This window comes from Sphingomonas sp. BAUL-RG-20F-R05-02 (assembly GCF_022662305.1).
Taxonomy (GTDB): domain Bacteria; phylum Pseudomonadota; class Alphaproteobacteria; order Sphingomonadales; family Sphingomonadaceae; genus Sphingomonas.
Map to the genome: position 1 here is coordinate 20,941 of NZ_JAKNQH010000009.1, position 12,847 is coordinate 33,787.

Below are 12,847 nucleotides of genomic sequence, written 5' to 3' on the forward strand. Positions count from 1 at the left end.
GGATACGCGAAGTACCGCGTCACAAGGCGCATCATGACTGGTTCCACGACCGAATGACCGGCTCGTCGCCATCATGTTCGTACCCGAGGACGCTGATGCTGGCCGTATCGAGCAGGAAATGGGCAGCGGCCCCGACGGGTAAGCCGAGCCAGCGCGCTGTCAGCACGCGGAGAATATGAGCGCTCGAGAAGATCAGGACATCGGCGTTGCGCCCACGCAGCGATGCGATGACGCGATCGGCTCGGGCTGCGACCGCCTCCGGAGTCTCTCCTTGCGGGCAGCCGTCGCGGAACAGGTTCCAGTCCGGGCGGTCGGCGAGGATCTCCTTCCTGGTTCGTCCCTCGTAGGCGGCGTAATCCCATTCCGCGAGATCGTCGGCAGGCACCAGGCGGGTCGCGAAACCGGTCAATTCCCCGGTCCGGCGCGCCCGTATCGAAGGGCTCGACCAGACGGCGGTAAAGTCCAAGCTTGGCAGACGTTCGGCTATTCGTTTCGCCGCGGCTTCTCCTGCCTCGGTCAGCGAGATGTCAGTCCGTCCCGTATGCTGCCGCGAAACGCTCCAAGCGGTTTCACCGTGACGGACGAGCCAAATCTGTGGGAGCCGGTTCATCGCCGCATCGCCTTTTCACCCGATGGGACGGATGCTGTTCCTATACCGAGCGTCCGATCGGGGAAGCCGCCGGCATCGAGATAGCGGATGCCGCCCAGCTGCTGATATTGCAGGACGGTCGCGAGGCCGTTGGCAGCAGGCTGCGAGCGCTCTTCGCGACCCTCGTAGCGCGGCACCGTTCCACCCGGCATCGCCTCGCGCAGTACCCGGCCGGTCAGATGGCCGCGCGGGGTGGGGAGGAGATTCAGCAATGCCATCATGGTGCGGCCCACGTCGACATTGCTGACCGGTGCTGGATCGACAAAGCCGCGCTTGAAGTCCGGGCCGGTCGCTGCGGTAAAGTTCAATGTGTCACCGCGGCCGAAGCTGCCGTGCATGCCCTGCCCCTGCTGGAGGGTCGTATCGGAGACTTCGATCTGGCAGTTTGTCGCAATCGCACACCCGGTGTTGGCGGATCGGAAGTTGACGACGATCGACGGCACCGGCGGGAGTGCCTCGCCCTTCAAATTGATCGCGGAAAGCGGCAGTGTTCCGGCGATTGCTCCCAGGCGGTCATCGACGAAGATACCGCTGACATAGTCCTGATCCAGCAGTGCGGAAACGACCCGTGCCGCTAGGGCAGGATCGCGGGTCGGTAGATAGAGGAGGTCGGACCCGCCATTTGCCGCCACCACTACGTCAGGTCTCGTCGCATCGGCACCGAGCACCGCGTTGCCGCGGCTCGGATGCTTGCCGTCCGCGACCCGCGTGTTGCCCGCTTCTGGATCGAATACGGGCATGTTCAAGGCGGACGCCAGATCAAGCGCAAGGAAGCCGGGCGGTAGGAAACCTTCGGGAACATCGACATAGCGCCCGCGTGCTGCGGAGCTGGTCCGGCTTTCTTTGGAGATCGTAGAGAAGCCGTGATCCGACGTGACGATGATGTCGGTCGTCTTCGCAAGACCCAAGCGATCGAGTGCTGCGCGCAGCTTCGCTAGATCATAGTCGGCATTGCGGATCGCGGCGAAGGTCGTGGGACCGTTGATGCCCGGCGTCAGCTGATTGAGGCTGTCGCCCTGATTGTGCTGCGTGCCATCGGGATCGCGCGACCAGAACACCATGGCGAACGGCCGGTGCTGCTTTCGGAAGACCGGCAAAGCGACCCGGGTCGCGACGTCGATGAGATAGTCCTGCTGCACGCGGTTGGCACTCGTCGTTCCGGGGATTCGGGCATCCCCGGACCGTCCGTTACTGCCGCGGTCCGGTGCTTGCAGCGCAAGCCCTGCCTGCGTGAGGCGAGCGGCAACGTCGGCAGACAGCGGAATCCCGCCGGGACGCCCGGTTGAATCGTCGATGATGAGTGTGGTGGCTCCGTCGCGTGCACGATGGTCCTGGATCAATGCGGGACCGAGCTTGCCGATCGCGGCCGTGCCGTACCCTGCTTGCCGCGCCGCTTCGAGAACGGTGGTCTCGTTGAGGTAATTGCCCCCGAAATGCTCGTCGACCTCGCCCAGAACAGCATCGTTCTCGAGGAAGGGCGTCACGCTGCCGGCAGCTGCAGCAATCGGCGCACGAGTCCATATCGTGTTGCTGAAGTCTCCGGTGTCGCCGAGCTGGTGACCGGTTGCGAGCGCCGACGCATTGGCGGTGGTGAACGTCGGGAAGACCGAGTGGCTGTTGGAAAAATAGGTGCCGGTGTCCCGCAATTGCGCGAGCGTCGGCGCGCTCTGGGATGTGACGATCTTGCCTCGCAGGCCGTCGATCACGACAAGAATGACATTGTGGGGCGCCGGGTGGCGCTTTGGCGTGCGCGCCTGAACCGTGGGCGAGACCGTGAGGACCAGGGTCGCAGAGAGTGTCGCAAGGAGGCGCATCGTTGGGTTCCGGTTTCGAGGTTCAGGCAAGGGCGACGAGCACGGCTCCCGCACCGATCAGGACGATCCCAAGCCAGCCGCGGGTGGAAAGATGCTCACCGAGAAACGCCACGCCGAGCACCGCGACGAAGACGACGCTCAGCTTATCGATCGGTGCGACGCGGGCGGCATCGCCGATCTTCAAGGCGCGGAAGTAGCAAATCCAGGAGGCACCCGTCGCAAGGCCCGAAAGGGCAAGGAACAGCCAGCTTCGCGGACTGATCGCATCGAGTGGCTGAAATTTGCCCGTGACCGCAAGAAGGATGGTCAGCACGGCAACTATCACCAGCGTCCGAAAGAGCGTGGCCAAATCGGAGTCGATCCCTTCGACGCCGATCTTCGCGAAAATCGCGGTCATCGCGGCGAAGCCGGCGGAGCCCAATGCCCAGACGAGCCAGGACGCTGAAGCGGTGCTTCTCATCCTCGCGCTCACTCCGGCTCTGCCGCGAGGATCGCGGGCGCGGCATCTTCGTGACGGATACCGGCAGAGCCAATGCTCCAGTGTTCGAGATGCTTGTAGACGATAACCTTGCCACCAAGGATCTCGCCATGTGCTTCGCAGAAGCGTTCCAGTTCGTGGCGCTGCCCGATCAACTCGACACACATGGTCAGGTGCGGATCGGCGATTTCGGAACCATTTTCGCGCACCGGGCCGTGATTGCTGTAGCCGTAGTGCGTGTTGTGAGCGACCGCGTTCATGATGCCGTCGCGCTTCGCTTGCGCGACAAGCTCACGGTAGAGCGGCTTGCGCGACCAGAAGCTGCGCGATCCGGTCGCGATCTTGTCGGATGGCTTTAGATAGATGCGGATCATACCGATCTCGCTCGGCGTCACCTTATGCTGTTGAGACATCAGTCATGCTCCTTGGTGATGACGGGGGTCGGGGATGGACGGGGGCCGCGCCGTGACGCACGAGCATCGCGCAGGGTCGCAGCCCCGGTATGCGCGCGAGACGCGCGCTTTGGCACCGCGATCCGCTGCGACAGGTAGATGCCGTTATGGCCCGAGCAGATGTAGGCGATGAAACAAGCGACTGCGATTGGGACGGCGTGGGCCGCTCCGAACAGCTCGATCCCCATGATCGTGCAGGCGAGCGGCGTATTGGCCGCGCCAGCGAACACCGCAATGAAGCCTAGTCCCGCGAACAGATCGAGCGGTGCGCCAAGCAGCCAACCGAGCGCATTACCGAGCGCTGCGCCGATGAAAAATAGTGGGGTCACCTCGCCGCCCTTGAAGCCGGCGCTAAGCGTCACGACCGTGAACAGCATCTTGAGCGCCCAGCTCCACCGATCGGCAGGGCCGGTGAAAAAGCCGGCGATCGTGGGATCACCGGGAATGGCCGACCATACGCCTAGGCCGAGATAAGCGCGTGTACCAACGATCCAGACCAGCGCGATGACCAGCACCCCGCCCAGCGCCGCACGCGCAGGGCCGTAAGGGATATGGCGCTTCAAAACTCCGCCGAAGGCGTGGTTGGCTTCTGCAAACACAAGTCCGGCGAGACCAAACGCTACGCCGGCTATTGCCGCCTTGAAGAGCAACACCGGCTCGACGAACAAGGCACCGCTCGCGGAGGCCACATAGGTGATGTGGTAAGGCGTATGATGGATGCCCCAGGCGTGACATGCCCAGTCGCCGACCAGCGCGGCTAGCAGACAGGGGATGATGCCGCCGTATTCGATACGTCCGACGGCCAGCACCTCGAGTGCGAACACCGCCCCGGCGAGCGGGGTCCCGAAGACCGCACCGAAGCCGGCTGCGACACCTGCCATAAGCAGAATGCGGACGCTGGCAGGATCGAGCCGGAAGAGGCCGGCAACGGCGCTGGCGAGACTGCCGCCGAGCTGGACCGCAGTGCCCTCACGCCCTGCGGAACCGCCAAAGAGATGAGTGGCGATCGTGCCGATGAAGACCAACGGTGCCATGCGCAGCGGAACGCCGCCTCCGGGCTCGTGTATCTGCTCGACGATGAGATTATTGCCCGCTTCGACCGAACGGCCGGTCAGGTGATAGAGCAACGCGACCGCCGCTCCGCCTAAGGGCAGGAGGTAAAGCAGCCAGGGATAGTCGAACCGCGCCTGTGTCGCGGCGTCGAGGCTCCAGAGGAAAGCCGCGCAGAGTGTTCCCACCAGCGCCGCCATCGGCACGAGGATCAGCGTCCAGCGCAACACCGACAGGGCATGGTCATGGCGATCGCGAAAAAAAGCGGCCAAATTTAATTCGTTATAGAGATTGCGAAACGTCGCGCGCACAATTCCTCCTTGCTGCCTTGCGGCGCCCGGTAGGAATCATCGGCCCTTGCGAGGGCGGTTCGGCCAACATAGCCAGGCGGAAATCCATCGCCTTCGGCCGCTATATGTCGCCGCGGTGCGGCAACGTCAATCCGATGTAGAAATGAAACTGTATGGTTGCCGGATGACAGGCCCGAAACGGCAGGATAACTGACGGACCGATACTGTTGCTCGCAGCCATCCGATTGCTGTGGCCGGCGGAGCAGGCGAAGAGCCGCCGCCCAAGGGCGGCGAGGTCACGCCGCTGTTCTTCATCGGCGCGGTGCTGGGTCATGCGCTCGCCGGCCCGATCGGTGTCCCCGTCGACCTCCTTGCCGCGCTCGGTTTCGTGGCGGTGTTCGCGGGCGCGGCCAATACGCCGCTCGCCTGCACGATCATGGGCGTCGAGCTGTTCGGCGCCGAGACCGCAGTGCCGGTCGCGGTCGCCTGTTTCGTCGCTTACGCCTGCTCCGGGCATAACGGCATCTACCTGTCGCAACGGGTGGCGGTGCCGAAGCGGGCGGGCAGCACCCTGCCGCCGGACCTGACGCTGCGCGATGCGCGCGCGCTCCGTCCCGTGTCCGACCTTTCAGACCTGTTCGCTCCTTACCTCACGGAAGGCTTATCCATGTCCGACGCCCACCACGTGTCGCAGACCGAGATCGGCTGGTCCGCATCTACATGAAGCTAGCCGATAAGGCGGTAAAGCCGGGCACGCGCTCACGCTGGGCTGCCAAGCCGCTCGACCGAACGCTCGTCGCGCAGGCCAAGGCGGACGGAATCATGAACGCTGTCGCCCACTATACCCACTACGGCTACAGCAACCACGGCCCGGTGCATGAGAACGGCGCCGAGATCGCCGATCCACACCTCACCATGTGTGTCGAACTGATCGGCCAGCGCGAGCAGCTCGAAGGCTTCTGCCGGGCGCATGGCGACCTGCTTGCGAACAAGGTCATCGTCTACAAGCACCTGGAGCATTGGACGGTCAGCCCGGCGGGCTTGCGCCAGGAAGATGCGGATACGGCCGAGCTGGTTGGCTGAGGCATGGGGCCATACCTGATTGTGTTCGCCGGGGCTGGTTCCGACGGCATGCTGCGGTATGGGCTGAACGGCCTCAGCCTGCGCCTGTTCGGCCCCGACCTGTCGATCGGAACGCCCATCATCAACGTGCTCGGCTCATTCCTTATGAGTCTGCTGGGGGGCTGGTTCTTGTTGCGAAGCGGATCGAGCCCGGGATGGCGATTGTTCCTCACCACCGGCGGGCTGGACGGCGTCACGACCTTCTCGACCTTCTCGCTGGAAGCGGCCTTGCATTAGGAGAGAGCCGAAGTCGGGCAAGCTGCCCTTTATGTTGTCGGATCGGTTGGGCTGGGCGTGCTCGCGCTGTTCGGCGGCCTCGCTCTCGTTCGCTCCTTCAGCCCGGCTTAGCGGCGCCAACCGGCTCAGAAGCGATCATCTTCCTTGACGTTGTCAACCTTCGCCTTGTGTTTGGCGCGGACCGACTCCTCCAGCTCCAGAATCTCGGCCGATTCTTGCGTGGTGGGCTTCTTCTTGTCGATATCGCTCATGAAGTCCTCCGTCTGCAAAACTACTGGTACACCGTTTCGCGCCAAGGATTATTCAGGGTTTCTGCTCGGCGTCCCGCCGGTCCGCTTCGGCCGGGGTCTGCCGGGCGCGTTCGCGGATACGGCGTTCGAGCGGTGCGCCGACGAACAGCACGAGCATCGCCAGCAGCAGACCGCCCACAAGCAGTGGCCACACCGCCAATCCCGCTGCCGCTCCGAGCGTCGCTGACACCCAGATGCACGCCGCCGTTGCCAGCCCATGCACCTCCTGCCCGCTGCCGACGCGCAGGACCGCGCCCGCGCCGATGAAGCCGACGCCGGATAGGATGCCCTGCATCACCCGACCTGCTGCATCGGCGTTCACGTTCGGCAAGCCGCTGTGGACGATCGCCTGGACGGCGATGCAACTCGCGAGCCCGACCAGCCCTAGCGTCCGCAGACCCATGATCTGTCGGTTCTCGCGTGACCGTTCCCAGCCGAGCGTCATGCCGGCCGCCGTCGCCACGATCATCCTGCCGATCGCGTCGACCCAGAAGGCGAGATCGACCGACAAAGGCGGCGGATTCACTCGACCAGCACGTGGACGTGGTGCCAGGCCGTGCAGAGGTATCCGGCGAAGTTCCACATCGTATCGGGTAGTTCGGGCTGACCCTGGCCCGCATCGTCGAACGCGCGCACCACAAGGTGCTGGCGCCCCTTGGGCAGTTCCGCATCTAGCGACCAGCGCTGCCAGCTCCACTGCCCGTCCGGATCGTCGGAGAAATCGACCTGCCGCCAGTCTCGACCGCCGTTCAGCGACACCTCTACCCGCGACACGCCGCGCTCATAGGCGACGGCATAGCCCTCGATCCGGACCTTGCCCGCGGGCAGGCTCTCGCCCGAACCAGGCGAGCAGATCGCGGCGTTGAGCGGCATGGCGTTGATCGTCAGCCCTTGCGTCCAGTCCGCCGTCTCGCTGGTCACGTCGGCCGGAAAAAGCTTGTAATCGTGCGCCTGGATCGGCGCCTCGGAGGGCGTGTCCTTGACCTCGATCCGGGTCAGCCACTTGGCGCTACGCACGCCAGCATAGCCTGGCACGACCAGACGCAACGGCGCACCGTGCTCGGGTGCCAGCGGTTCGCCGTTCATCGCCCAGGCGAGCAGCACGTCGGGCGCCCGCGCCTTGGTCATAGCGATCGAGACGCCGAACGGTGCCACCTCGCCTTCCACATCCACCTCGTCAGCGCCGGTGAAGCAGACGAACAGGTTGGACGCGTCCGATGCTCCAACTGCATCCAACAGGTCTGCGAGCCGCACGCCCGTCCACTCGGCATTGCCGATCGCGCCTATGTCCCATGGATCGCCTGAAGTCTTGCCCACCTGTTGGAGATCGGTCCGGCGGTTGCCGGCGCATTGAAGCACAGCCGTGACAGTCCGGACCGGAAAGCGCGCCTTCAACTCCGCAATCGAGATGGAGCACTCGCCCACACTGATCCCGCCCACCTCAATCCGGTGATCGGCCGGCAGGTCCGGCACGGGCCCATGGCTGCGCACATAGAACAGGTTCTGTGGCGTCAAAAACCGCTCGATCAAGGCGCCGGGCACCGGCTCGGCGTTGTAGGGCTCGGGGTTCCGCTCTATCATCAGCTCGCTCATGCTATTGTAACGCCTGACAATCGGTTTGGCCTCGGCCTCATCCTCACTATCTTGCCCGATCATGCGATGTGCAGCGCGGCCAGCAGCGTCAGGCTGATCGCGGCCAAGCCGAGCAACGACAACACGACGGCCATGGTCACGCGGCCCCCGGCCTTGGCGACGGTGCGGACGTCCACGCCGAGCCCGAGCGCCGCCATGGAAACGACGGTCAGCAGCGTGGCGCTCCGGCCGATCGGCGCGATGGCGACGGTCGGCACCAGACCTAGCGAGCGGCAGGCGACCAGTGCGAGGAAGCCGATGATGAACCAGGGCACGAGGTGGGCGAGGTCCATCCGCTTGGCCGTAGGCGCACCGGCGACGAACTCGCCTTCGGGAACCGACTGCGGCGCGAGACGAGGCGCCACCAGCGACAGAACAAGGCACACCGGCCCGAGCATCAGCACGCGCACCAGCTTGACGAGCGTACCCATCTGCACGGCGGTGGCGCCCAACGGCGAGGCGGCTGCGATCACCTGCGGCACGGCATAGACAGTGAGCCCGGCGAGCGCCCCGAAGGCGAGCCCGCCCATGCCGAGCGCAATCGCGAGCAGTGGCAGGCCAAGCACTACCACCACACCCAGTACCGCCGTGAACGCGATCGAGGCAGCTACGTCGTCGCTGTCGGCGCCGATTACCGGTGCCACGGCCGCGATGGCGGAGTTGCCGCAGATTGAATTGCCGCAAGCCACCAGCAGCGCCATCCGCGTTGGCAAGCCGAGCAATCGGCCGATCCCAAAGCTGAGCAGGATTGCGCTCACGACCACGCCGGCGATACCGGCGAGGAGCGGCAGCCCGGCCGCCAAGATGGTCGCGGCACTGACCGAAGCACCGAGCAGGACGACCGCCACCTCCAGTAAGTATTTGGCGCTGAATGCGATGCCTTCGTGCCACCTTTCATCCGGGGTCCACAGGCTGCGCACGGCGGTGCCGATCAGGATGGCGAGCACCAGCGCCTCCAGCCACGCCTTGCCGGCCAGTGCGCGCTCGCCCACCTCCAGCGCGTAGGCCGAGCCGGTGACGGCGAGGCAGAGGCCGACGCCGGGCAGCAGCGCGGGCAATCTGCTAGTCTGGACGGTCGGGAATATACGATCGGGATAGGCAAAACTGGCCACGGCGGTGTTCCTTCCGTCGCACGATCTAAACCCTGCCTACCGATCGCTCCAACTTAGCCTTGTTGTCATTCCGATCGTCAATCGTGATCGGTTTCTATATCAGGTGCGGTGTGACACTGGAGCAACTGCGCATCTTCGTCGGCGTGGCCGAGCGCAAGCATATGACCGTCGCGGCGCGGCCTTAAACGTCACGCAGTCAGAGGCTTCCGCAGCCATCGCCTCGCTTGAGGAGCGACACGCAACCAAGCTCTTCCACCGCGTCGGGCGCGGCATCGCTCTGACAGAGGCCGGACGGCTGTTCCTGACCGAGGCTCGCGGAGTTCTTGCGCGGGCCGACGCGGCCGAGACGGTGCTGGAGGAGCTTGGCGGACTGAAGCGGGGCACGCTGCGCCTCGTCGCCAGCCAGACCATCGCCGTCTGCTGGTTGCCGCCCATCCTTTCAACTTTCCATGAGCGCTATCCGGCGATCAGTATCGAACTGTCGATCGGCAACACCGGGCAGGCCGCGGTACACGTCAATGACGGCAAGGCCGATCTGGGTATTGTCGAGGGCGAGATCGAAGATCCAGCGTTGGCGCATTGGCCGATCGGCGAAGACCAGCTGTTGCTCGTCGGAGCACAACCTTTCGCCGACATCGACATCGACGCGACATGGCTGCGACGAGCGCGCTGGGTGCAACGGGAGCCTGGATCAGGCACGCGATCGACGTTGAATAGCGAGTTGCGCGGCTTGGGGGTCGATCCGGCTGCCCTCGACGTGGCGCTGACGATGCCGTCTAATGAAAGCGTCCGAACGGCCGTGGAGGCTGGGGTGGACGTTGCTGTCCTGTCGGCGCTGGTGGTCGACCCGGCCATCAAGGCAGGTCTGTTGCACGTCGCACCGATCACATTCGCTCCTCGCCCCTTCTTCGGGCTGCGGCATAAGGAACGCTATCGCACGAAAGCCGCGGATGCGCTGTTGGACGTGATCGGGTTGCAGCGGCGGTAGGTACGCATCGGCATTCTCAAAACGCCATCCTTTGTGGGACCGCCCGCGATCGCCATCTCCTTGCTGAAACCTGTCTGACCGCACTCCACCAGATTTGCGCCATAGTAGGACGGGACATCGCCCACGAGCGGCCGGATCTGGCAGTAGCTGTTGTTCAGCAGACCGTGCCGGGACGACGCCTTTGTCCCTGAAGGCATCGATTACGGCGGAAAACCCTGTCGCCATCCTGGATGCACGACAAACGGGTGTTTTCCGACATGGCAGGTCAATCGCCTCTCACTCAACAGGGGGATGGCTGGGAGGGGTCGCGAAGCCGAACATCGTGTTCGCGTAGGGTGAGTGGCAGGTTTTGAGAGAAGCCGCCATTTACCCCTTTGCTGAGGAACGGCGTGAGTTGGTCGGAACCCGCCGATCCGCTTTAACGTACTTCGTCTAACGATCCTTGGTGAGCTCGACCGCAGTCGCACGGTCGTTGCTGGAAGCCCTGCGACTGTCACCGATGTCCGGTCGATCGCCTGCCTCGATGCGGCTGGCTAGATCGCTGTGAAGCGAGACCAGCTCGGGTAGAGAATGCTCCCCAGCCGCAGGCCCCAGCCTGCGCTCTGCATCGTCGAAGATATCTATGGCGCCCGCCAGTTCGGGTTCGCCGTAAAGCGCTGCGCTTTCCCCTGCACGCCATAGCTCGGCGAGTTCGTGGGACCTTATCAGGCAAGCCGAGGCTGTACGATCGACCGCCACGGTGGTGCCCGGTGGTGCCGGCGGCGCAGCCCCCCTCCCCTTGATCTCGGCTCGCGTTAGTGCCGCCAGGCGGTAGCGCAGGACCCGGGTCTCCGGGGTATCCGTTGGTGAGGGCTGATACTGCCGGTTCAGGAGAACAATAAGCTCGGCTGTGCTGGCGGCCGACGCGGCGTTGCGCCAGTCCGTCAAGGACCGCTCGTCCGATAACAGATCCGCGGGTTGAGTCAGGATAAAGCGCTCGAGGAGCGGATCGCTGGCTACTGCGACAGGCAGGGGTGCTCGGTTACCGTTAGCGGCGGCATGGGCGAAGCCGATCGCCGCCGCAATCGTACCGAGTTGCGTCTTCATGATTTCACGATCGCCGATCGATCGCCCTAGGATCATCTCGAGGATCGGCGTTAGATCCGTCACGGCGGCCTGGCCCGCATCGATCGTGTCGAGCCTATGGACGATCTCTTTGTGTGTCGCCTCGATGCGCTGGGTGCTCGCGGTCAGCGCATCGAGCTGCTCCTGCACGAACGTCAACGCATCCAGAACGCCTGCAAGAGCAACGCTTACCTTGTCCGTGCTCATCGTTCTGGCCCACCCTTATCCGGCGAACGCACTCGGTCCCGAGTGGCGCGGTCGCGATCCAATATCTCGCGAAGGACCTCCTCCGGCTTGCTTGGCGTCGGTGCCGTGGCCTGCCGTTCGGCCTCGTCCATAAGCGAGCGAAGGCGCTCGGATACCCCCGAAGGTCGGCGTTCATGCGGCGTGTCTTCGGTCCGCTCGGGTCTCTCCCGAAGTGCTTGCTTGGCCTCCAGCTTTCCACGCAAGACGCGAGAACGTTCCAGTGCTGCGGCGATCGGATCGGGCCCGGGATCCGCAACAGCGGGGCGCGTCCGAGCATCGACAATCGCGCCGCGCGTGCGGGACGGTGAACCGGCACGCATCGCCCGAGCGGAGTTGGGCTCGGGCGGCGGCAATGCCGCGACGAACCGCCCGAGGCTCTGTGCCACCACCTGATCGGCGAGGGAGGGCGAAGCCGACAGCTCCGCGACGGATCGCATATAGGTCGCGCGAACGATGGCCTGCCGACTTGCAATAATGGCCTCGACCGGGTCGGATATACCCTGGTCGCGGAGGCGCATGGCGCGCTCCGCCCGGCTCCTATCGAGCCGCGGAACCTGCCCCTTGTCGCGCATCTTTTGTACCGCAATGTGCTCATGCGCGGGGTCAATACCGCGCGCCCTGGTCGGCGTGGCGTTGGCCTCGATGCCGCGTTCGCGGAGCTTCTCGGCGAAGCGTTGCCGCCATCGAAACAGATCATCCCGGTCCGGATGAAAGCGGCGCCCGTCAAAATCGCGACGCGCGATCGTGATGTGAACGTGCGGATGGTCGCGATCGACGTGAAGGCCGGCAACCCACGACCGGTTCGCAAACTCCTCGCGTGCGAAGTCCAGGGCCGCCGCTTTCAAACGCTCCGGATCGGTCCCCGTCGGCATCGAGAGGATCATCGAAATGGACGTCGCACCCTTGCGTCTGGCGTCCCCGTCCATCTCGAAGCTATGCCAATCCGTCGCGAGAATCTGCATGTCCCGTCCGTCACGCAGCATGACGCCCTCGCTCGTTTCAAGACCGAGTTCCTCGTCGGAACCGTGACCCAGCCGGCTGATGTAGGCGAAGTTGGCCATGACGTGTCCGCCGCCATGCTGTCGCCCCGTGATCCGCACCATGACCTCGGGGACGCGACGCGATGTGCGATCCGCAGCCATGGTCGCCTGGCCGCTCATTCGGGCCTGCGTTCCGCCCCCGAAAGCGTGCTTAGCCTGCGCACTGGCACGCGACGTCCCCGACGAGGATGCGGCTTTCGGGAACATCGACGCAACGGCAAGACCGAGCATCGTGCCCCCCGTTCTCGGGCCCTTTGCGTTGCCGCCTCCAGTCCCGAGGCGGTACTTCTTCGGCGGCGCGAAGACGCCCGCCATGGAGTCCATCGTTCCAGAAGAGAAGCGG

Annotated in this window: 13 protein-coding genes, 2 pseudogenes and 1 riboswitch; of the genes and pseudogenes, 4 read left to right on the plus strand and 11 right to left on the minus strand. The window is 64.7% G+C overall.

Annotated elements, in window-relative coordinates; translation table 11 throughout:
* Positions 1-31: 31 nt before the first annotated feature.
* From L8F97_RS16785 to L8F97_RS16805, 5 genes are read right to left on the minus strand one after another with little or no spacing between them, the layout of a single operon-like run.
* Positions 32-610 (minus strand): histidine phosphatase family protein, encoded by a 579-nt coding sequence (locus tag L8F97_RS16785; protein WP_242152854.1) that lies wholly within the window; start codon positions 608-610, stop codon positions 32-34.
* Entirely contained in the window at positions 607-2,463 is a 1,857-nt protein-coding gene (locus tag L8F97_RS16790; RefSeq protein WP_107963383.1) for an alkaline phosphatase family protein, read from the minus strand. Before L8F97_RS16790 ends, L8F97_RS16785 begins: the two co-directional genes overlap by 4 nt.
* Before the next feature lie 22 nt (positions 2,464-2,485).
* Positions 2,486-2,923 (minus strand): EamA family transporter, encoded by a 438-nt coding sequence (locus L8F97_RS16795; RefSeq protein WP_242152857.1) that lies wholly within the window; start codon positions 2,921-2,923, stop codon positions 2,486-2,488.
* An 8-nt stretch (positions 2,924-2,931) separates the two neighbouring features.
* Positions 2,932-3,354 carry a DUF190 domain-containing protein gene (locus tag L8F97_RS16800; RefSeq protein WP_056056363.1) on the minus strand — a complete coding sequence of 141 codons (423 nt, stop codon included), beginning with the start codon at positions 3,352-3,354 and terminating at the stop codon, positions 2,932-2,934.
* Positions 3,354-4,754: a voltage-gated chloride channel family protein gene (locus tag L8F97_RS16805; protein WP_056056360.1), complete on the minus strand. Its 1,401-nt coding sequence runs from the start codon at positions 4,752-4,754 to the stop codon at positions 3,354-3,356. Before L8F97_RS16805 ends, L8F97_RS16800 begins: the two co-directional genes overlap by 1 nt.
* A 23-nt stretch (positions 4,755-4,777) precedes the next feature.
* Positions 4,778-4,855, minus strand: a riboswitch (Fluoride riboswitch).
* A gap of 161 nt (positions 4,856-5,016) precedes the next feature.
* On the opposite strand from L8F97_RS16805, the pseudogene L8F97_RS16810 reads away from it, so the two are divergent.
* The 3 genes and pseudogenes from L8F97_RS16810 to L8F97_RS16820 form a co-directional block, all read left to right on the plus strand.
* Positions 5,017-5,349, plus strand: a pseudogene (locus L8F97_RS16810) (chloride channel protein); the annotation flags it as partial.
* A 104-nt stretch (positions 5,350-5,453) separates the two neighbouring features.
* Positions 5,454-5,816, plus strand: coding sequence for a DUF190 domain-containing protein (locus tag L8F97_RS16815; RefSeq protein ID WP_082471096.1), 363 nt, complete (start codon positions 5,454-5,456; stop codon positions 5,814-5,816).
* A gap of 3 nt (positions 5,817-5,819) precedes the next feature.
* Positions 5,820-6,092: a CrcB family protein gene (locus L8F97_RS16820; protein ID WP_201780755.1), complete on the plus strand. Its 273-nt coding sequence runs from the start codon at positions 5,820-5,822 to the stop codon at positions 6,090-6,092.
* A gap of 125 nt (positions 6,093-6,217) precedes the next feature.
* Here the strand turns inward: L8F97_RS16820 and L8F97_RS22670 are convergent, their stop codons facing one another.
* The 4 genes from L8F97_RS22670 to L8F97_RS16835 are packed head-to-tail and all read right to left on the minus strand — an operon-like array spanning position 6,218 to position 9,126.
* On the minus strand, positions 6,218-6,343 hold the full coding sequence (locus L8F97_RS22670; protein ID WP_258191424.1) for a hypothetical protein: 126 nt from the start codon (positions 6,341-6,343) through the stop codon (positions 6,218-6,220).
* Between the two features lie 52 nt (positions 6,344-6,395).
* Positions 6,396-6,908 carry an MgtC/SapB family protein gene (locus L8F97_RS16825; RefSeq protein ID WP_107963382.1) on the minus strand — a complete coding sequence of 171 codons (513 nt, stop codon included), beginning with the start codon at positions 6,906-6,908 and terminating at the stop codon, positions 6,396-6,398.
* Positions 6,905-7,975: a sulfite oxidase gene (locus L8F97_RS16830; RefSeq protein ID WP_031440360.1), complete on the minus strand. Its 1,071-nt coding sequence runs from the start codon at positions 7,973-7,975 to the stop codon at positions 6,905-6,907. The genes L8F97_RS16825 and L8F97_RS16830 overlap by 4 nt, the downstream gene beginning before the upstream one ends.
* Positions 7,976-8,034: 59 nt before the next feature.
* Entirely contained in the window at positions 8,035-9,126 is a 1,092-nt protein-coding gene (locus L8F97_RS16835; protein ID WP_181321202.1) for a YeiH family protein, read from the minus strand.
* 110 nt (positions 9,127-9,236) lie between these two features.
* Here L8F97_RS16835 and L8F97_RS16840 point away from each other — a divergent pair.
* A pseudogene (locus tag L8F97_RS16840) lies at positions 9,237-10,114 on the plus strand (LysR substrate-binding domain-containing protein).
* A gap of 432 nt (positions 10,115-10,546) precedes the next feature.
* Here L8F97_RS16840 and L8F97_RS16845 read toward each other — a convergent pair.
* Together L8F97_RS16845 and L8F97_RS16850 are read right to left on the minus strand one after the other, a co-directional pair.
* The gene (locus L8F97_RS16845; protein ID WP_121905590.1) at positions 10,547-11,425 is read right to left on the minus strand and encodes a hypothetical protein; all 879 of its coding nucleotides are present in this window, start codon (positions 11,423-11,425) and stop codon (positions 10,547-10,549) included.
* Positions 11,422-12,819, minus strand: coding sequence for a relaxase/mobilization nuclease domain-containing protein (locus L8F97_RS16850; protein ID WP_183128850.1), 1,398 nt, complete (start codon positions 12,817-12,819; stop codon positions 11,422-11,424). Before L8F97_RS16850 ends, L8F97_RS16845 begins: the two co-directional genes overlap by 4 nt.
* Between the last annotated feature and the right edge of the window lie 28 nt (positions 12,820-12,847).

Coding starts and splice junctions, on each gene's coding strand:
- L8F97_RS16820 (WP_201780755.1), top strand. CDS start 5,820: ATGGGGCCATACCTGATTGTGTTCGCCGGGGCTGGTTCCGACGGCATG.
- L8F97_RS16800 (WP_056056363.1), bottom strand. CDS start 3,354: ATGTCTCAACAGCATAAGGTGACGCCGAGCGAGATCGGTATGATCCGC.
- L8F97_RS16845 (WP_121905590.1), bottom strand. CDS start 11,425: ATGAGCACGGACAAGGTAAGCGTTGCTCTTGCAGGCGTTCTGGATGCG.
- L8F97_RS16790 (WP_107963383.1), bottom strand. CDS start 2,463: ATGCGCCTCCTTGCGACACTCTCTGCGACCCTGGTCCTCACGGTCTCG.
- L8F97_RS22670 (WP_258191424.1), bottom strand. CDS start 6,343: ATGAGCGATATCGACAAGAAGAAGCCCACCACGCAAGAATCGGCCGAG.
- L8F97_RS16850 (WP_183128850.1), bottom strand. CDS start 12,819: ATGGCGGGCGTCTTCGCGCCGCCGAAGAAGTACCGCCTCGGGACTGGA.
- L8F97_RS16795 (WP_242152857.1), bottom strand. CDS start 2,923: ATGAGAAGCACCGCTTCAGCGTCCTGGCTCGTCTGGGCATTGGGCTCC.
- L8F97_RS16830 (WP_031440360.1), bottom strand. CDS start 7,975: ATGAGCGAGCTGATGATAGAGCGGAACCCCGAGCCCTACAACGCCGAG.
- L8F97_RS16785 (WP_242152854.1), bottom strand. CDS start 610: ATGAACCGGCTCCCACAGATTTGGCTCGTCCGTCACGGTGAAACCGCT.
- L8F97_RS16815 (WP_082471096.1), top strand. CDS start 5,454: ATGAAGCTAGCCGATAAGGCGGTAAAGCCGGGCACGCGCTCACGCTGG.